This window comes from Pseudomonas sp. P65(2024), assembly GCF_057480955.1.
On record NZ_JBLIYX010000024.1, the window covers coordinates 1 to 17,951 of the forward strand.

Annotated in this window: 23 protein-coding genes; 11 read left to right on the forward strand and 12 right to left on the reverse strand. The window is 65.6% G+C overall.

Annotation, left to right across the window (positions count from 1 at the left end; translation table 11 throughout):
• Positions 1–164 precede the first annotated feature (164 nt).
• A complete protein-coding gene (locus AC25MA_RS23790; protein WP_186600661.1) occupies positions 165–1,073 on the reverse strand; it encodes an NHL repeat-containing protein in 909 nt (302 codons plus the stop codon).
• Between the two features lie 255 nt (positions 1,074–1,328).
• Here AC25MA_RS23790 and AC25MA_RS23795 point away from each other — a divergent pair, with 255 nt between their 5' ends.
• Both AC25MA_RS23795 and AC25MA_RS23800 read left to right on the forward strand, forming a co-directional pair.
• Entirely contained in the window at positions 1,329–2,165 is an 837-nt protein-coding gene (locus AC25MA_RS23795; RefSeq protein ID WP_028692239.1) for a bifunctional allantoicase/(S)-ureidoglycine aminohydrolase, read from the forward strand.
• An 80-nt stretch (positions 2,166–2,245) separates the two neighbouring features.
• Positions 2,246–2,851 carry an START domain-containing protein gene (locus AC25MA_RS23800; RefSeq protein WP_036986571.1) on the forward strand — a complete coding sequence of 202 codons (606 nt, stop codon included), beginning with the start codon at positions 2,246–2,248 and terminating at the stop codon, positions 2,849–2,851.
• Positions 2,852–2,854: 3 nt separating this feature from the next.
• Here the strand turns inward: AC25MA_RS23800 and AC25MA_RS23805 are convergent, their stop codons facing one another.
• The 4 genes from AC25MA_RS23805 to AC25MA_RS23820 form a co-directional block, all read right to left on the reverse strand.
• Positions 2,855–4,363 (reverse strand): MDR family MFS transporter, encoded by a 1,509-nt coding sequence (locus AC25MA_RS23805; RefSeq protein ID WP_028692237.1) that lies wholly within the window; start codon positions 4,361–4,363, stop codon positions 2,855–2,857.
• The gene (locus AC25MA_RS23810) at positions 4,353–5,489 is read right to left on the reverse strand and encodes an HlyD family secretion protein (protein WP_213883716.1); all 1,137 of its coding nucleotides are present in this window, start codon (positions 5,487–5,489) and stop codon (positions 4,353–4,355) included. Before AC25MA_RS23810 ends, AC25MA_RS23805 begins: the two co-directional genes overlap by 11 nt.
• A 293-nt stretch (positions 5,490–5,782) precedes the next feature.
• Positions 5,783–6,655, reverse strand: a complete 873-nt coding sequence (locus AC25MA_RS23815) for an alpha/beta fold hydrolase (RefSeq protein ID WP_213883714.1) — start codon at positions 6,653–6,655, stop codon at positions 5,783–5,785.
• Positions 6,656–6,673: 18 nt separating this feature from the next.
• On the reverse strand, positions 6,674–7,294 hold the full coding sequence (locus tag AC25MA_RS23820) for a LysE family translocator (protein ID WP_028692234.1): 621 nt from the start codon (positions 7,292–7,294) through the stop codon (positions 6,674–6,676).
• 244 nt (positions 7,295–7,538) lie between these two features.
• Here AC25MA_RS23820 and AC25MA_RS23825 point away from each other — a divergent pair, with 244 nt between their 5' ends.
• Positions 7,539–8,018 (forward strand): GNAT family N-acetyltransferase, encoded by a 480-nt coding sequence (locus AC25MA_RS23825; protein ID WP_028692233.1) that lies wholly within the window; start codon positions 7,539–7,541, stop codon positions 8,016–8,018.
• Here AC25MA_RS23825 and AC25MA_RS23830 read toward each other — a convergent pair.
• Positions 8,000–8,440, reverse strand: a complete 441-nt coding sequence (locus AC25MA_RS23830) for a general secretion pathway protein GspC (protein ID WP_280093511.1) — start codon at positions 8,438–8,440, stop codon at positions 8,000–8,002. The two genes, AC25MA_RS23825 and AC25MA_RS23830, sit on opposite strands and share 19 nt — an antisense overlap.
• 115 nt (positions 8,441–8,555) lie before the next feature.
• Between AC25MA_RS23830 and gspH the strand changes: the two genes are divergently transcribed.
• Both gspH and AC25MA_RS23840 read left to right on the forward strand, forming a co-directional pair.
• Positions 8,556–8,990 (forward strand): type II secretion system minor pseudopilin GspH, encoded by a 435-nt coding sequence (gspH, locus tag AC25MA_RS23835; protein ID WP_028692231.1) that lies wholly within the window; start codon positions 8,556–8,558, stop codon positions 8,988–8,990.
• Positions 8,987–9,580: a type II secretion system protein GspJ gene (locus AC25MA_RS23840; protein WP_486972456.1), complete on the forward strand. Its 594-nt coding sequence runs from the start codon at positions 8,987–8,989 to the stop codon at positions 9,578–9,580. The genes gspH and AC25MA_RS23840 overlap by 4 nt, the downstream gene beginning before the upstream one ends.
• Here AC25MA_RS23840 and AC25MA_RS23845 read toward each other — a convergent pair.
• From AC25MA_RS23845 to AC25MA_RS23855, 3 genes are read right to left on the reverse strand one after another with little or no spacing between them, the layout of a single operon-like run.
• A complete protein-coding gene (locus AC25MA_RS23845; RefSeq protein WP_028692229.1) occupies positions 9,573–10,475 on the reverse strand; it encodes a FecR family protein in 903 nt (300 codons plus the stop codon). The genes AC25MA_RS23840 and AC25MA_RS23845 overlap by 8 nt on opposite strands.
• A gap of 29 nt (positions 10,476–10,504) precedes the next feature.
• Positions 10,505–11,047 carry an RNA polymerase sigma factor gene (locus AC25MA_RS23850; protein WP_028692228.1) on the reverse strand — a complete coding sequence of 181 codons (543 nt, stop codon included), beginning with the start codon at positions 11,045–11,047 and terminating at the stop codon, positions 10,505–10,507.
• Positions 11,044–11,688 carry an STN domain-containing protein gene (locus AC25MA_RS23855; protein WP_279153401.1) on the reverse strand — a complete coding sequence of 215 codons (645 nt, stop codon included), beginning with the start codon at positions 11,686–11,688 and terminating at the stop codon, positions 11,044–11,046. Before AC25MA_RS23855 ends, AC25MA_RS23850 begins: the two co-directional genes overlap by 4 nt.
• A gap of 160 nt (positions 11,689–11,848) precedes the next feature.
• On the opposite strand from AC25MA_RS23855, the gene AC25MA_RS23860 reads away from it, so the two are divergent.
• The gene (locus AC25MA_RS23860; protein WP_028692226.1) at positions 11,849–12,163 is read left to right on the forward strand and encodes a hypothetical protein; all 315 of its coding nucleotides are present in this window, start codon (positions 11,849–11,851) and stop codon (positions 12,161–12,163) included.
• Positions 12,164–12,332: 169 nt separating this feature from the next.
• Here the strand turns inward: AC25MA_RS23860 and cobF are convergent, their stop codons facing one another.
• Together cobF and AC25MA_RS23870 are read right to left on the reverse strand one after the other, a co-directional pair.
• Positions 12,333–13,082 (reverse strand): precorrin-6A synthase (deacetylating), encoded by a 750-nt coding sequence (gene cobF / locus AC25MA_RS23865; RefSeq protein WP_213883708.1) that lies wholly within the window; start codon positions 13,080–13,082, stop codon positions 12,333–12,335.
• A 64-nt stretch (positions 13,083–13,146) separates the two neighbouring features.
• Complete coding sequence (locus AC25MA_RS23870; RefSeq protein WP_213883706.1) at positions 13,147–14,436, reverse strand: OprD family porin; 1,290 nt, start codon at positions 14,434–14,436, stop codon at positions 13,147–13,149.
• Positions 14,437–14,782: 346 nt separating this feature from the next.
• On the opposite strand from AC25MA_RS23870, the gene AC25MA_RS23875 reads away from it, so the two are divergent.
• The 3 genes from AC25MA_RS23875 (at position 14,783) to AC25MA_RS23885 (ending at position 16,212) form a co-directional block, all read left to right on the forward strand.
• The gene (locus AC25MA_RS23875; protein WP_028692223.1) at positions 14,783–15,139 is read left to right on the forward strand and encodes a histone-like nucleoid-structuring protein, MvaT/MvaU family; all 357 of its coding nucleotides are present in this window, start codon (positions 14,783–14,785) and stop codon (positions 15,137–15,139) included.
• A 206-nt stretch (positions 15,140–15,345) separates the two neighbouring features.
• The gene (gene gloA / locus AC25MA_RS23880; RefSeq protein WP_028692222.1) at positions 15,346–15,873 is read left to right on the forward strand and encodes a lactoylglutathione lyase; all 528 of its coding nucleotides are present in this window, start codon (positions 15,346–15,348) and stop codon (positions 15,871–15,873) included.
• A gap of 93 nt (positions 15,874–15,966) precedes the next feature.
• Entirely contained in the window at positions 15,967–16,212 is a 246-nt protein-coding gene (locus tag AC25MA_RS23885; protein ID WP_028692221.1) for a hypothetical protein, read from the forward strand.
• 83 nt (positions 16,213–16,295) lie between these two features.
• Here AC25MA_RS23885 and AC25MA_RS23890 read toward each other — a convergent pair whose 3' ends face one another.
• Positions 16,296–17,117, reverse strand: a complete 822-nt coding sequence (locus tag AC25MA_RS23890; protein WP_062363390.1) for a shikimate 5-dehydrogenase — start codon at positions 17,115–17,117, stop codon at positions 16,296–16,298.
• A gap of 161 nt (positions 17,118–17,278) precedes the next feature.
• On the opposite strand from AC25MA_RS23890, the gene AC25MA_RS23895 reads away from it, so the two are divergent.
• Both AC25MA_RS23895 and AC25MA_RS23900 read left to right on the forward strand, forming a co-directional pair.
• Entirely contained in the window at positions 17,279–17,617 is a 339-nt protein-coding gene (locus tag AC25MA_RS23895; protein WP_028692219.1) for a hypothetical protein, read from the forward strand.
• Between the two features lie 101 nt (positions 17,618–17,718).
• On the forward strand, positions 17,719–17,901 hold the full coding sequence (locus AC25MA_RS23900) for a hypothetical protein (RefSeq protein ID WP_028692218.1): 183 nt from the start codon (positions 17,719–17,721) through the stop codon (positions 17,899–17,901).
• Positions 17,902–17,951: the final 50 nt, after the last annotated feature.

Consider the following 17,951-nt stretch of genomic DNA (forward strand, 5'->3'; position numbering starts at 1 on the left):
GAAAGCGTACGCCTCGCAGGGTGCCGGGGTGACCATCTCATTAAGTAACCCGCCGTAAGGGCGGAAAGGTGAATAAGCGTCAACATCGCAAATGAATGCGCATACAACTATCAAAACCACCCAACAACAACAACAACAACAACAACAACAACAACAACGCCAGATCAGGCCTCAGGCCCCCGAGGCAACGCGTCGACCTGAGCCGTACTGGCCTCGACCGGCGGCGTCAACCGCAACACCCGATCCCGTCCTCCTTCAGCCAGCAAATACCCCCCCTTGCCATCCGGAACAATAGCCTGAGGCGCCTTCAGATAGCTGAGAATCGTATGCCGAGCACCATCACCATCAATCCGCACCAACCGCGCCCGATGAGTGGAATCCTCGCTGATCCACAATCCACGCTGATCGCAAAGCAGGAACGTCGGGTTACGCAGCCCCTCAACCACCACCGGATCAGCGCCTTCGGCATTGAACGCACGAATCTTGCCGGTAGCCTTCTCGGTATACAGCAACCGTCCATCGGTACAACGGGTCAGCCCTTCGGTCTCGGTCAACCCCGCACGCAGCACATCGACCTCACCGCTGCGCCAGTCGTATCGCATCAATCGGCCATCACCCTTGCGGTCCTCAATGGCATAAAGATGCTGACCATCGTTATACAACCCCTGCACATTGTTGCCCGAGAACAGCTGGCTGACCCTGCCATCGCGCGACAGGCTGACCGGAGCCCCGCCTACCTCCTGGCTGAACGCCCATCCACCCTCGACAGCAACCATACCGTCGGGCTTGGACAGGCCATCGAGCACCACCATCCGGTCACCCTCGGCAGTGATGCGCATGATGCTGCCCTTGCCACCGTTGAGCTCGCGACTGACCAGCAAGCTGCCGTCGGCCTGGGGCAGCAACGAGGCGGCCCGGGTCACCGAATTGTGCAGCACCTGAACGTCCCAGCCCTCGGCGGCCTGCACCGGGTAGAAGGACTGCCAGCCGAAAAAACCCAGGGTACAGGCCAGCAGCCCTCCGGTACCGGCCAGGGCGAGGCGAACAGCACGTTTGCGCAGGACAGGTATCATCGATTCAGCTCCGTGGAAGTGCTGGCGATGCTAGCAAGGCGATGTGAAAAAAATGTCATGGCCGTAAACCCTGGGAAACTTCCTACACCGGCGCCATGAGAATGCTGTCATGACATTCAGCAACTGGATACCGGGTATTCCAACATTTAATTTGTAGATGGCGCCGGCCCGCCCCTATGCTGTCGGTGCATCCCCTGCACGCACCGGCCGGTGTGGTCCAAGGCATGGGGAAAGAACAACAAGTCGAGACCGTTCATGTCGAAACCTTCCTACTTCGCCCCCCACGGTGGGCACCCGGCTCAGACCGAGCTGCTGACTGACCGTGCCATGTTCACCGAAGCCTATGCCGTCATCCCCAAGGGCGTGATGCGTGACATCGTCACCAGCCACCTGCCGTTCTGGGACAAGATGCGCATGTGGGTCATCGCCCGCCCGCTGACCGGTTTCGCTGAAACCTTCTCCCAGTACATCGTCGAAGTGGCCCCCGAAGGCGGCAGCGAGCGTCCTGAGCTGGACCCGAACGCCGAAGCGGTGCTGTTCGTGGTCGAGGGTGAAATCGACATTACCGTCGAAGGCAAGCACCACACCCTGGTGCCGGGCGGCTACGCGTTCCTGGCCCCGGGCGCCGACTGGAGCCTGCGCAACAACAGCAAGGCCAATGTCACCTTCCACTGGCTGCGCAAGCACTACCAGAAGGTCGAGGGCCTACCGGTTCCCGAGTCGTTCGTCACCCACCGCGACAACGCCACCGTCATCGAGATGCCTGGCACCGAAGGCCGCTGGGTCACCACCCGCTTCGTCGACATGGCCGACATGCGCCACGACATGCACGTGAACATCGTGACCTTCCAGCCGGGCGGGGTGATTCCGTTCGCCGAGACCCATGTCATGGAACACGGCCTGTACGTGCTGGAAGGCAAGGCGGTGTACCGCCTGAACCAGGACTGGGTCGAGGTCGAGGCCGGCGACTTCATGTGGCTGCGCGCCTTCTGCCCGCAGGCCTGCTATTCCGGCGGCCCAGGCCCGTTCAGCTACCTGCTGTACAAGGACGTCAACCGTCACGTGCACCTGACGCTCAATCCGCAGCGTTGATGCAATGCAGGAGCGGGCACGCCCGCTCCTGCCGGTCTTGATCCATACTGATCGGACCTTCCTCCTTCGGCGTCCCCGCCATGCCCCTCCTGCGCCCTCTGTTTGTCCTGCTGCTCCTGCTGCCGGGCACCTTGCCGTGGGCAGACGACTGGCAACTCGCCCACCAGGAAGACGGCATCGATGTCTACCTGAGCAGCGTTGAGGGTTCGGCCTACCAGCAGTTCCGCGGCATCACCCGGATCAAGGCCAGCCTGCGCACCCTCACCGACCTGCAGGAGAACCTGCGGGTGGCCTGTAAATGGCTGTACGCCTGCGCCGACATGCGCCTGCTGGAGGTGGACGGCGACACCACCTGGGTCTACCTCACCACCGCCCTGCCCTGGCCGGCCAAGCCCCGCGACATGGTGCTCAAGGTGCGCACCGAGCGCCTCGACAGCGACACCTTGGTCCGTCACCTGAGCGCCGAGCCCGGACGGGTGCCGGCTGCGCCCGGGCTGATCCGGGTGCGCCGGCTCAGCGGCGAATGGGTCATGCGTCCGCTGGGCGAGCGCGAGACCGAGGTCACCTACCAACTACGCGCCGACCCGGCCGGCGATGTGCCGGGCTGGCTGGCCAATCGCTTCGTGGTGGATGCGCCGATGGTTACCCTGAAGACCCTGCGCGCCGTGGCCGAACGCCAGCCGTGATGGCTAGCGACTGCGCAGCAGCAGGGACGCCAGCGCGCAACCGAGCAACGCCACGCACGACAGATAGAACGCATCCGAATAGGCCATCAGGTAGGCCTGCTCGCGCACGCTCTGGTCGATCAGCGCCAGGGTCTGCATCACCTGTGGCGACTGCGGATCGACCATGCCATCGGGCAGGCGCTGCTGCAGCGCGCCGTCGAACAGCGTCAGCCCTTCGCCCACCCGCACCGAATGAAAACGCTCGCGCTGCGACACCAGTTGCGTCAGCAACGCCGTGCCCAAAGCGCCACCCAGGTTGCGCAGCATCGAGATCAGCGCCGAGGCCGAGCCGGCCTGGGCCTTGTCCAGGCCCTTCACTGCCAGCACCGACAGCGCCACCATGATTAACGGCTGGCCGATGCCGCGCACCACAGTCGAAGGGATGATCACGTTGCTGCCCGAGTCCACCGTCAGCGTCGAGCCCAGCCAACAACCCAGGGCCATGATGGCGAAGCCGCTGGCCACCAGCAGCTTGGCATTGAGCCAGCGCATCAGCCGGGGCAGCAACGGCGCCAGCAGCAGTTGGACCATGCCGTAGGCGATCAGGCTCTTGCCGATCTCGCTGGCGCTGTAGCCCTGCACCAGCGACAGGTAGTTGGGCACCAGGAACACCAGGCCGAAAGTGGCTGCGCCGAACACCGCCATGGCCAGGCTCGATACACCGAAATTGTAGCTGCCCAGCAGGCGCAGGTTGATGAACGGCCGTGTGCCCCACAGTTGGCGCTGGATGAACAACGCCAGGGCGATCATCGCGACGAGGCTGAAACCGACGATGAAGCGCGACTCGAACCAGTCCTTGCGCCCCCCCTCCTCCAGCACCACTTGCAACGCACCCAGCCCCAGCGCCATGGCGGCGATGCCCAGCCAGTCGGCCTGGCGCAAGGCACTGCGATCCCCGGCCTGACCCTTGATCGACCAGGCCACCGCCGCCAGCAGGGCCACGCCCGGCGGCAACTGCAGCAGGAAGATCCAGCGCCAGGAGTACATGTCGGTGAGCCAGCCGCCGATCGACGGCCCGGCAGCCTGGGCCACGCTGTTGGACAGGCTGAACAGCGCCATGCCCAGCGCCAGGCGGCTGGCCGGCAGCTCGGTGATGATCAATTGCATCGACAGCGGTATCAGCACCGCACCGGAGGCGCCCTGGATCACCCGCAGGCTGATCATCGCCTCCAGGCTGCCGGCCATGGCGCAGCTCACCGAGCTGACCAGGAACACAGCCGAGCCCACCAGCATCACCCGGCGCAGGGAAAACACCTGCACCAGCCAGGCGGTCAGCGGGATCATGCTGATCTCGGCCACCAGGTAGGCGGTGGAGATCCACGAGCCCTCCTCGAAGCTGGCCCCCAGCGCGCCCTCGATCTCGGGCAGGGCGGCACTGGTGACATGGACGTTCATGCCAGCCATGAAGCAGCCGAACAGGCCGCCGATCACCGCCACCCAGGCGCGCAGGGAGACCTTTTCTTCAGCGCTCATGGCGGGCCTGCCGGGTGTCGACGGTGGCGATCACCGACATGCCGGGCAGCAGCCGTGGGCTGTCGTCACCCGCCGGGTCGAGGTGGATACGGACTGGAAAGCGCTGGACGATCTTGGTGAAGTTGCCGGTGGCGTTGTCCGGCGGCAGCAGCGCGAACACCGCGCCGGAACCCGGGGAGACGCTGTCCACCGTACCGCGCCAGTGCTGGCCGAAGGTGTCCACCTCAAGGGTCACCGGCTGGCCGGGACGCATCTGCGCCAACTGGGTTTCCTTGAAGTTGGCCACCACGTACGCCTGTGCCACCGGCACCACCGCCAGCAGCGGCAGGCCGGGGGTGACGTACTGCTGCTGGCGTACCTTGCGCTGGCCGACCACGCCGTCGAACGGCGCACGGATCTCGGTGTCGGCCAGGGCGCTGCGGGCCAGGTCAGCCTCGGCGCGGGCCTGGTCGAGGTCGGCCTGGCGTTGCAGCAACTCAGCCTCCAGTTGCTTGCCCTGCTGCTCCAGCATCGCCTTGCGTGCATGCTGGCGCGCCAGTTCGGCGTCGGCCGCGCGCTGCATGGCCTGGGCCTGGATACGAGTAGCGCGGGCCTGCTCCATGCGCTGCACGCTGGCCGCCTGCCATTGCGCCAGGTGCTGGTAGCGCTGCCAGTCGGCCTCGGCCCGCTGCGCCTCGCCGCGACTGCCACCACGCTCGGCGTCGGCACGGGCGATGGCATGGGCCTGCTCGTCCTGCTCGGCAGCGAAGGCGCGCAGGCGCATGCGCTGCACCTGCAACGCCGCCTCGCTCACCGCCAGGTGCGCCTCGGCCTTGCGCAGGCGATCGCGAAAGTCCCGTTCGTCCAGGCGCACCAGCAGGTCGCCGGTCTTGACCGCGGCGTTTTCCGCCACCGCCACCTCAGCCACATAACCACTGACCCGAGCGCTGATCGGTGCCCAGTCGGCGCGCACGTAGGCGTCGTCGGTCTGCTCCAGGAAACGACCATCGAGCCACCAGTAGCCGCCATAGGCCGCCAACAGCAGACCTACGCCCCCGGCCAGGCCGAAGCGCAGCAGGCGCTGGCGGCGCCGGATCTGGGTTTGTTCGAAGGTGTGCTGGGGATCTGGGCTGACCGCCTGGTTCATGCTGGGCTCCATCCGATGGGGGGAGCGCCAGGGTACGGAAACTGTGATTGTCGTTCGCTCGTGAATCGGCAAGCAATCGTCGTGAAATGGACAGCAGATCAATCAACGCTAATCCTGCGTGCGGAACCTGTGAGCGGCCTTGCCGAGGCGTCGGACCGTTCGGATGGGCTGCGCAGCAGCCCCAGCGATTGATGCGTCAACGCTGAAGCCCTGGGGCCGCTTCGCGGCCCTTTCCGACCGGTCCGACGCCTCGGTAAGGCCGCTCAGGGGATTGCGTTGGCTGTGGAATGCCTTCAATCCTGCAGGAACGCCAGCACCTGCTCCGCGGCTATCGACGGATCTTCCTGCATGAAGCAGTGCCCGCCCGCCACCTGCTGCCCGCTCACCTGGGCATTGAGCCCCGCCAGGCGCTGTACCGAGTGCGGCACGAACGGATAGGTCTGCTCGCCGTACAGGATCCGCGTCGGCGTCTGGATACGGCCCAGGTGCTGCCACATGCGTTCGGGGAACGAACTGAAGATCTCCACCTCGCGGCTGGGCCGGCACTTGAGCACCACGCCTTCGCCACAATCCCCGATGGCGTGCTCCACGTAGGCCTGCAGGGCGGCATCGGTCCAGCCCTTGAAGATCCCGCGCCCTTGCAGCGAGGCCTGCGCCGACTCACGATCGGGCCAGTGGCTACGGCGGGTGGCGGCCTTGCGCGCCAGAGCGTGGCGCCGGTGCAGGCCGACCATGGCGGCGGCGCCCATCACTCCGATCATGCGTCGGCTGAACAGCACCGGGTCGAGCAACACGGCGCGTTGGAACAACTGCGGCTCGCTGGCCAGGATCAGGCCAGTGAGCACGCCGCCGAAACTGTGGCCCAGGGCGTAACGTGGAACATCTCCATACTCGCCGCGCTCGGTCTCGAACGCCTCTACCGCCAGCGCCGCGCTGCGATTCCAACCGCAAAAGGCGCCGCCGTGATCACTGTCGCCATGGCCTTGCACATCGCTCAACCACAGGTCGAAGTGTTCACCCAGGCGCATGAGCATAGGTTGGTAAACCAGGCTGCAGAAACCGTTGCCATGCAAAAAGTGCAGCAGCGGCTTGCCGCTGGCGGGGGTTCGCCATCCACGCAGGGTAAAGCCTTCGGCGCATTCATGGGACCAGGGAATCAACTCCATCGACGGCACTCATCGGCTCTAGGAAAACGCCGATTCTACAAACAGCAGCGGATACAGTGAAATCACCAGCAGCACGGCCATCAGGACATTGAACAGCACCACCGCGCGCGGATTGCGCAGCAGGTTGCGCAAGGCGCTGCCGAACATCACCCAGATACCGACGCTCGGCAGGTTCACCAGGGCGAACACGGCGGCAATGACAATCACGTTGAACACGTAGCCCTGGGCCGGCGTATAGGTGGTGATCGCTCCGACCGCCATCACCCAGGCCTTCGGGTTGACCCATTGGAACGCAGCGGCGCCCCAGAACCCGAGCGGCTTGCGGCTGCCGCCACTGTCGCCGGACATCGGACCGGACGTGGCGATCTTCCAGGCCAGGTACAACAGGTACGCCGCACCTGCGTAGCGCAGGATGCTGTACAGCGCCGGCCAGGCCTTGAACACCTCGCCCAGCCCAAGGCCGACCGCCAGCACCATCACCATGAAACCGACACTGATGCCCAACGCGTGGGGAATGGTGCGGCGCACGCCGAAGTTGACCCCCGAGGCCAGCAGCATGGTGTTGTTCGGGCCGGGGGTGATGGAAGAGACGAAGGCGAACAGGACGAACGCACTGAGCAGATCGAGCGAGGCAAGCATGACGGCGGTTTCCGGCTTTTCTGATTATCGAAAGGCCACAGTAGCGGAGGGCTGGGGGAAATGACCGGTACAGTTGCGCGAAATTGAGCAGATACAAATTTCTGTTCCATTCATATGCATGTTTGCTGACCGCTTCTACATCATCGGCGCGGCAAATCATCCGCCAGGCACCTGGCGGCCTCACTTCGTTTTCCCTGACACTACCGATCACCTTTGTACCCAACCGATCACAAGGAAGCCCACCATGCCCGTGACCATCCGCCCCGCAGTTCGCGGCGACGCCGCCCAGATCCTGGCCTTCATCACCGAACTGGCCGACTACGAGCGCGCCCGCCACGAAGTCGTGGCGACCCTCGCCGACATTGAGCACAGCCTGTTCGACGCGAGCAGCACGGTGCGCAGTCTGGTCTGCGAGCGCGACGGCCAGGCCATCGGTTTCGCCGTCTACTTCTACAGCTACTCCACCTGGCTGGGGCGCAACGGCATCTACCTCGAGGATCTCTACGTCACGCCTCAGCAGCGCGGCGACGGTGCCGGGCGCAAGCTGCTGCGGCATATCGCCCGCGAGGCGGTGGAGAATGGCTGCGGTCGCCTGGAATGGAGCGTGCTGGATTGGAACGAGCCGGCCATCGGTTTCTACCGCTCGCTGGGCGCCGAGCCGCAGGACGAGTGGATCCGCTACCGCCTCGACGGCGAGCGCCTGCGTCAGTTCGCCGAAGGCTGAGGCGCCTGCCCCCAGAACGACGCCTGCGCCAATACCGGCACCTCGACGCGGCTGCGCTGGCCGCCGCGCTCGATCACCAGGCCGCGGCCTTCGATGGCCACCAGGCGCACGCCGCGGGCCAGTTCCTCGCCACTGCGCACGGCACGCGCCGGGCCGCCGTCGATGCTGACGATGGCCACCGCGCCCTGGCTGCCGGCCATCACCCCACTGACCTGGATCTGCGCCTGCAACGGCAGGTCGGCGAACCAACGCCCGGCCGGTGTTTCACTGGGTGTCAGGGCCTCGGCAGGCTGCAGCGAGGCTACGCCCGGCGCGGGCTGCAGCAACAGGCTGGTCCAGGTCACAAGGCCGGCGATCAGGGCCAGCAACCCCAGCCCCTGCAACAATGGGCCGAGGGAAAGGTTGGGATGGACAATACGCATGGTCACGCGCTCCTTGTGTGCCTGTGCCCGAGCATACCGGGCGATTCTCACGGTTTTGTTTCACACGGCGATCATCTTGCACGGGCAAGCTACCTGGCAGGACAAGGAGCGCCCCGTGAACGGACAACGTGGTTTCACCCTGATCGAACTGATGGTGGTGCTGGTGATCGTCGGTATCGCCAGCGCCGCCATCAGCCTGAACATCCGCCCCGACCCGGGCAAGCACCTGCGCGCCGACGCCGAGCGCCTTGCGCGCCTGCTGGAATTGGCGCAGAGCGAAGCCCAGGCCGATGGCCAGCCGCTGCGCTGGCACAGCGACCGCGACGGCTACCGCTTCATCCGCGCCGACGGCCAGATACTTGCTGACGGCCCACTCAAGCCGCGCAGCTGGCAGGCCGAGGCGGTCAAGGTGCAAAGCGAGCCCCGCGGCGCGGTATGGCTCGATGGCGAGTGGATCGGCACGCCACTGACCCTGCGCCTGCGCAGCGGCGCGCTGCGGGTGGAGCTGGCGCGCAACGCCGCCGGCCAGGTGCGGGTCAGCCAGCCATGAACCGGCAGGCGGGCTTCACCCTGATCGAAGTGATGATCGCCATCCTGCTGATGGCGGTGGTCAGCCTGATCGCCTGGCGCGGGCTGGACAGCGTCAGCCGCGCCGACCGGCATGTGCGTGAGGCCAGCGAAGACCAACAGGCGATCCTGAGGGTGTTCCAGCAACTGGAACGCGACCTGGCCCTGCGCGCCACCGTCGAGCTGGTCGAGCCGACCCTGCCCGGCCGCGAACCGCCTGGCAAGCCGTTGCTGCCCGCGGTGCGCGCCCGTGCCGACCGGCTTGAGCTGGTGCGCTCCGGCGCCGTCTCTGGCAGCGGTCTGCAACGGGTGCGCTGGTACGTGCGTGGCGGCACCTTGTATCGCGCCGCCGCGCCGCTGCGCGAGCGCTTTGCGCTGCCCGCGCCCAAGGCCGCGGTGGCGGTGCTGGATAACGTAAGCGCCTTCGACCTGCGCAGCTGGCAAGCCAAGGGCGGCTGGCGCGCACCGGCCAGCGAGGCCAACGACAACCCCATTGGTCTCGAGGTGCGACTTACCCGCCGCGGCCCTCAGGGCGAGGAGCGTTATCGCCAGGTATTGGGGCCGTTCAACTGACCAGCACCACGCCGCCCGGCAGCTCCAGACAGCGGGCACCATAGGCGACACGGATCAGTTCGGCGGCCTGGCGCAACTGGTCGAAACTGAACCGCGCCTGCACCCGTCGGCGCCCTAGCGTGGGGTTGAGCAACACCAGGCGACCAGGACGGTAGCGGTTGATCTCATCGATCACCCGGGCCAATGGCGCATCGCGAAATACCAGCATGCGCTCGCGCCAGGCCATCACCTGGCCCGGATCGAACGGCTCGGGCACACCGATGCCTTGGGCGCCATAGCGCAACTGACGGCCCGCCGGCAGCGCCTCGACGCGCCCCTGGAAGGCCACGCGCAACTCACCCCCCAGGCAAGTCACGCAGACACCTTCATCGTCCTCACGCACGTTGAATCGGGCCTGCTCGGTGCTGATCACCCCATCCTGCGCCCGCACCTGCAAGGGCTTGCCGGCCTGCACCTCGATTTCGCCGGCCAGCAGTGCGATACCCTCAAGTTCGCGGCTGACCCGGGTACGCACGTTCAGCTCAAGCTTGATCCCCGGCGCCAGCTCCACCCGTTGTTGCTCGCCGACCTCGGTGGCAAACGCCGGTGCTGGCGCCATGGCCGCCTCGAGCAGGCCGCCGCGCCAGACCACCAGCGCCACCGACGCCGCCAGCGCGCCACCCAGCAACGCCCGGCGACCGAGCAACGGCGCACCCTGCCCCGCCTGCCGTGCCGCAGGGCCGAGCAAATGCCAGAGTTGGCGCGCTTGGGCAAAGGCCTGGGCATGCGCCGGGCTGCGCGCGCACCACTGGCGCAGGGCCCGGGCATCGGCCTGGGTGGCCTGGCCGGACGTCAGCCGCAACAGCCAGTCCTGGGCCTGGCGCTGCAAGTCGGGATCGGGCGGAATCTGGGACATGGGGCTCACATGAAGAGGTCGACTATCGTTCAAGACGGTTTTCCCGCGCCGGGACCGAACCGCTGAAACACTTTTCTATCCAGGCGCATCGCGCAATGCCCCAGCGCCGCCTTGAGTTCCTTTTCCACCGTGCGCGTGGAGATGCCGAAGCGCTGGGAGATTTCCAGGTGCGACGCCTCCTCCAGGCGAGCGGCGATGAAGATCCGCCGGCGCCGGGCCGGCAGTTCGTAGAGGGCGCCCAGCAGGTTCTGGATCTCGCGCTGGCCGCCGACGATGCGCGCCGGGTCCTGGTCCTCGGCCACCTGCAGCAACGCCTCGATCTCGGCACCGGTGAGCAACCGGGCGTCGGCCTCGCGGCGGTCGGCGGCGACGTTCAGTGCCATGCGGTACAGGTAGGCGCCAGGGCGTTGCAGGTCGTGCGTCGCGTCCATGCGGTCAACCCGCAGGTAGGTTTCCTGCAGCACGTCGTTGGCCAGGTCATCAGAACCGAGTCGACGCCTCAGGCGTACCCTGAAGGCGTCGTAGGAGGTCAGAAACAGCTTGACCAGCGCACTGTCCCGAGGTTTGTTCATGCCGCCGCAGCTCCTTGCGAAAGTGGGCAATCCATAGGTTCCGGACGCAGCAGCAGGGTCAGCGGCTGCGCCAGGGATGTCGGCGGCGCCTGTTCCAGGCGCACCGTGCGCAGACGCTCGACGAGCGCTGCGTCGCGGGTGAAATCGCCGGTCGAGGCCAGCAGGCGGCTCTGCACCAGCTGGCCGTTGACATCGATCCACACCTGCAAGGCCGCCCGGTAAGCGCCCGGCCGGGTCAGTTCCGAGGCGCACAGGGCGCGTTCGACCGCGTGTTGCAGCGCCAGCGCATAACTGCCCGGTGAAAAGCCACCGGCGCGACCGCGCGCGGGTGTGCCGCGCAGGCGCAACGGTTGCAGGGTGAAGCCGCCGCCGCTGTAGCTCGCCTGCAGACCGGTGCCCTGCAGCAGTCGCTGCAGGCCTTCGCGCGCCGGATAACGGCCCACGACCGGGCTGGAGCGCTGACCGGCGAGCAAGGCCTGGTCGACCAGCACGGCCAGGCCACTCTGTTGGCCGAAGCTGTCCAGCGCCCGGTCCAGCGCCTGCGCCGGGATATCCAGGGTCAGCAACGGCTGGCCGCGCAGACCGGGAGCCGCCAGCAACCCGGCCAGCATCAGCACGCCGGCCACGAGCAATGCACGCACAGCTGTCCGGGCCTCCTTGCTGGCCGCCGTCGCCGGGGAAACGTCATCCTGGGGCCTGTGTATGACGCTGTGGTGACAGCCAGCGGCAACCAAAGCTTCACCCCGACGGCGGCCTGCAGGGGCTAGACTGCGCCGAAGAACGATTGCCCGGAGACCCGCCATGGCCCGCCTGCCCCTGACCACCCTGCCCCTGCTGCTGGCCTGTGCCCTGCCGGCGTACGCCGAACCGCCCAAGGACGGCCAGGGCTGTATCGACGTGCAGGTCGGCCAATCACGGGCACTGGCTTATGACTGCCTGACCCAGCAGCTGCAAGGCACTGACCCGCGCGCCGCCAAGGGGCTGCGCGAGCAACTGGATCCGGCGCGGCAGATGCAGCGCAGGGCGCCGAACCAGATGGGGCTGGCGACGCCGGCGGCGACCTCGACGCGCATGGGTAACAGTTTTGGCAGTTCCGTGGTGCCACAGCGGCCTTGAGGGGGTTGGCGGAGTCTGCTGGGTTTCTGGCGATAGAGTTGCAGCGCCTACAAGATCGAGCGCCGCCCGCGCGACGCAAGGCCGCTCCTGCACCTGTTTCGGGCCAATCAATCCTGTACCAATGCCTGGTCCGCCTTGTTGGCCCGACGAAATTACAGCATGGACACCACTACCCCTCCCTGCGCAACAGATAGGTATCCATGATCCACCCCTTGCGCCGCCGCGCCTCCTCGCGCAACTGGATGATGCGTGCCTTCACCGCCAGCAACGGCCCGCTGACCAGCAACTCGTCCGGCGTGCCCAGGTAGGCGCCCCAATAGATCTCCAATTGCGGGTCGTCCAGGTCGGCAAAGGCGCACTGGCCGTCGAGCATCACCAGCACGTTGTCGATCCGCGCCTGTTCGCCCAGGCGTCGCCCCGGCAACACGGTCAGCGGCTCGCCGATGCGGTTGAGGGGGATCTGGTGGCGGGCGGCCAGGGCCTGGATGCTGCTGATGCCGGGAATCACCTGCAAGGCCAGCGCCACGCCTCGCTCGCGCACCAGGTCGAGGATGCGCAGGGTGCTGTCGTACAACCCGGGCTCGCCCCACAGCAGGAAGGCACCGGTGTCGGCGGCGCCCAGTTCATCCTCGATCAGGCGGGCGTACAACGCGGCGCGCTGGACGTGCCAGTCCTGCACGGCACCGACATAGTCCGGCGCCTGACCGTCCCGACGGGGGTCCTCGACCTGCACCAGGCGGTAGCCGCCCTCGGGCCGGTAGCGCTCGATAATGACCCGGCGCAGGCGCACCAGTTCGTCCTTGTCAGCCCCCTTGTCGAGGACGAAGAACACCGTGGCGCGGCGCAGGGCCTCCACCGCCTCATAGGTGACCTGGCGCGGATCGCCCGGCCCGATGCCGATCAGTAGAAGCTGTTTCATCGCCTGCCCTGCCTGGTTGCCAGTGGTCATTGTCGACCGACCACCGGCCCTTTGGCAAAGCGGCTCAGAAGATCGAGAAGTTGTAGCTGACGATGACCCGGGTCTCGTCCATGTCGCGCGCCCATTTCTCGTAGTTGCTGCGGTAGGTGGAGTTGCGCAGGCGCACGCTGACGTCCTTGAAGGTGCCGGACTGCACCTGGTACTTCAGCTCGCTGTCGCGTTCCCATTCCTTGCCTTCGGCATTGCTGCCGGGAACCTTGACGTTGTCGCCGTTGATATAGCGGGTGAAGAAGGTCAGGCCGGGCACGCCCAGGGCCTTGAAGTCGTAGTCGTAGCGCACCTGCCAGGAGCGTTCCTGGGCGGCGGCGAAGTCGTTGACCTGGGCATAGTTGACCAGGTACGGGTTGCTGCCGTCGAGGTACGGCATGGCGCTGTCGCCGTACATGCGCTGCCAGCCGGCGCTGAGTTTGTGGCCACCGAGGCTGTAGCCGAGCATCCCGCTGAAGGCGCGGTGGTCGATATGCCCGGCGCGGGCGTTGCCGATGTCGTCGCTCTTGATGAGGCGCAGGTCGGCCGACAGCGTGCCGACCTCCAGTGGCTGGTTGGCGACCAGGCCGAGGAAGTGCTGGCGGTAGATGTCCTCAAGCTTGGAAACCTGGTACTGGGCGCTGACACGCTCGTTGACGCGGTAGTCGACACCGGCCAGGTCGAAGTGGTCGGCCTCGATGTCACAGGCATAGCGCTTGTTCTTGCAGTGCACGCGGATATCCTGGCGGTCGGTGGAGTCCCGCGCGGTGTACTGGTTCAGGCGCGCCAGGGTGAACTTGAGGTCGCGCACCTCCTCGGAGGTCAGCCAGGCACCGTGGAACATGGTCGGCAGCAGGCGGCCGTCGTTGTACTTGAGCAACGGCACGTCCGGCATCATCGATCCGTACTTGAGCACGGTGTTGGACACTTTCACCTTGCCGGCGACACCCATCTTGGCGTACTGGTCGGCAGAGTGGCGCGGGTCGTGACCGGAAGACGGCAACAGGCCGCTGTTGCTGTCGGCGGGGCTGGAGTCGAGTTTGAAACCGACCATGCCCAAGGCATCCACCCCGAAGCCGACCGGCCCCTGGGTATAACCGGACTGGACATTCAGAATAAACCCCTGCGCCCATTCTTCGCGTTTCGACGCACCCTGTTTGGAACTGCTGTGGCCATCACGGAAGTCCCGGTTGAAATAGACATTGCGTGCTTCGACCTTGGCACTGCTGTCTTCAAGAAAACCGGCGGCCTGGGCGTTGACACCGGCACACAGGAAGAACAGGCCGGCAACTCGGCGCCCGGGGGCGAGGGGGAAAGGGGCAAACATGCGAGGGAACATCCAAAAGAAGGGCGAAAAACCATCCGGGCAGTCATCTGCACCGGCACTACGCGATGAACGAATACATGTCGACCATCATCCATAATTTTCCGCCAAAGGCTCTAGCCTGCGCCATGGGACCATGGTCTAACGCCGCTGCCAGGGTGGTTTCGAATAGCGCGTAAAAAACCGGCAAAGTTCCCGGCTAATTGATTGAAAGTTTGCAGTTTACCCACTCGCAAGCGACTACTACACTCTCGCTTAGCGAACAGCTTTACCCATCCACGTGGCCGGCGTTCAGTCAGTTTTCATGTTCGTCACGTCCCGCCACGGCAGACTTACAGGAGTGATGACAGTGTCCAGACTTGCAGAGTTTCGTGCTGCCGAAAAAGCGCTCAAGGAACAGATGGCACAACTGGAAGCGCTGAAAAAGGATGCCGGCCTTAAACGCGAAATCGAATTCGAGCAGAAACTAGTCGGCCTGATGAAAAGCTATGACAAGAACCTGCGCGACATCATCGCCATCCTCGATCCGAAGGCCGCGAGCCGCGCCCCGGCGCCGATCAAGCAGCAGCGTCGGCCACGGGTGGTGAAGGTCTACCAGAACCCGCATACCGGCGAGCGGATCGAGACCAAGGGCGGCAACCATCGGGGGCTGAAAGCCTGGAAGGAACAGTACGGGGCGCAGACGGTGGAAAGTTGGGTGCGGTGATGAAACCTCGACACCTGCTTCACACTTTTTTCACATGCGCAGGCCCAGTATCGAACCAGCTAAAGGACTAGCGACCCCATCACGCGCCCGCACATGCGGGCCTCTAATTCCAGCGCCCCGCACACGTGCGGGGCGCTTTCATTTGCGCTGGCGATGGACTTCCGTATCATGGTCTGCCTGTTTTAGGCCCTGATCCAGGAGTACCCATGAGCCTGCACGATCTGCAAACCCTGCCCGGCGTCACCGCCCAGCCGGACACCGCCACCGCCCACTTCGTGTTCAACCACACCATGCTGCGGGTCAAGGACATCGAGAAGTCCCTGGACTTCTACACCCGCGTGCTGGGTTTCAGCCTGGTGGACAAGCGTGACTTCCCGGAAGCGGCTTTCAGCCTGTACTTCCTGGCCCTGGTTGACCAGAAAGCCATCCCGGCCGATGACGCCGAACGCCACCAGTGGATGAAGTCGATCCCCGGCGTGCTCGAGCTGACCCACAACCACGGCACCGAAAACGACCCAGAGTTCGCCTACCACGATGGCAACACCGACCCACGCGGCTTCGGGCACATCTGCATCTCGGTACCCGACGTGGTCGCCGCCTGTGCCCGCTTCGAAGCCCTGGACGTGCCGTTCCAGAAGCGCCTGAGCGATGGCCGCATGAAGCACCTGGCTTTCGTCAAGGACCCGGACGGCTACTGGGTCGAGATCATCCAGCCGACCGAACTCAAGGCCTGATCGTCGGTCGCGCTCGTCGGGCCGGGAACTCCCGGCCCCTCGCTGTGGTATCTAGAAGGAGCGCCTGTTCCCAGCCACAGCGAGGTAAGGACGATGCAAACCCTTCACTGTGAATACCGCGACCACACCATCACCGCCAGCGTGATGCCTCACCCCGACTCGCCCCTGCCCTATGCGGCCGGTTGCGTGATCACCGATCCTGCGGGCCACTGCAGCCGGCGAATCTCGATGCCGATGAAGTTCTTCGCCGACCTGGAAAATGCCCAGCATGTGTCCCTGGCCCATGGCAGGGCGCTGGTTGACCAGCAGTTGGACGAGACTGGCCGGAAAGTGTTCTGAATCCTGTGACCTGCCCCGGCCGTATCGCCGGCACGCCGGCGATACGGCGCGTTAACGGCGCCCTGTAACAGGGACGTCTGGCGTCAACTTTCCCGGGCAAACGCCACGGCGGCTTGCATTTGCTCCGGTGTCGGCCGCACCCCGGTATACAGCACGAACTGCTCCAGCGCCTGCAAGGCGATGACATCGAGCCCGGTGATCACTGGCGTGCCAAGCGCCTCGGCGGCGCGGATCAGCGGGGTACGCGCAGGCATGGCCACTACGTCGAACACCCGCTGCGCCGCCTCGATGGCGGCTTCGGCAAACGCCAGTCGCTCGGCATCCGGCCCTCCGGCCATGCCGATCGGTGTGACATTGACCAGCATCGGCGGACACCGGTCGCCCAGCTCCGGCAGCCATCGATACCCGCAGACATCCGCCAACTGCCGCCCGGCCTGCTCGTTGCGGGCAACGATAGTGCCGTCACGGAATCCTGCATCCCGCAACGCACTGGCCACTGCCTTGGCCATGCCGCCACTGCCACGCAGGGCGAACGCGGTGGATGGATCGACCTGGTGTCGGGCCAGCAGTTGGCGCACCGCCAGGTAGTCGGTGTTGTAGGCCTTTAGATGGCCGTCGGTGTTGACCAGCGTGTTCGCCGAGGCGATGGCCGCGGCGGACGGATCGACCTCGTCCACCAGCGCCAGGCAAGCCTCCTTGTACGGCATCGACACGCCGCAGCCACGAATGCCCAGTGCACGGATGCCGGCAACGGCAGCAGGCAGGTCTTGGGTGGTCATGGCCTTGTAGTAGTAATCCAGCCCGAGCTGGCGGTAGAGATGGTTGTGAAAGCGCACGCCGAACGTTCCGGGGCGCCCGGCCAGGGAGATGCACAGCACCGTGTCCCGGCTCGGTGAATGGCTCATCGCGGATCCTCTGTCATGGCTGAAACGATTGCGCCAGCGTAGCAGACCCTGCCGCCGGTCGCCCCTTACACAACCTTTACCCTTGCCCTGGCAGCAGTTGCGCAAAGATGGGGTCATAGTAATCGAGCCCCGAACGTGGGGTTGTCTTGTGAGGATCGACCATGAACCGTTTCATCCCCGGAATCGCCCTGCTGGTCGGCGCACTGGCCGTCAGCGGGCAGGCATCCGCCCACGGTGGCGGCTGGTACGGCCCGGGGCCGGTCGTCGGTGCTGCCGTGGCCGGTGCGATTTTCGGGGCGGCCGTCTCCAGTGCTCCGCGTACCGTCTATGTCCAGCAACCACCGGCCTACTATCCACCGCCCCCGGTCTACGTGCAGGCGCCACCACCACCGGTCTACTACCAGCCTTACGTGGTCGAACGCTACGTACCGGCACCGCCACCGGTGTACCGTCGCTACTACGGCCCACCGCCGGTGTACTACGGTCCACCGCGCTGGTAGGCGCCATCGTTGATAAAAGCAATGACCACTATCGAGGACATTGATTTCTAACCCTGAGGGCATCTGCGTAAGGTGGAGCCATGTTCGAGAGGAGATCCATCATGGCCCCGATCCAGATCATGTCCGTTGTCGGCAGCGCGGTACCCGGCAGTCTGCGCCAACAAGGCCTGCTGGCCTGCTGGTACCTGCTGCGCAACGGCGAAACCATCAGCGGCCCGTTGACCAGTCGCCGCGCCGCTGAAACCCTGGCCGACCGTTTGCTTGGCCAGACGCTCACCGCCTGACCCGAAGTTTGTTGTGCGTTGCTCCCTACGCCTCTTGTTGCCCGCCGCCA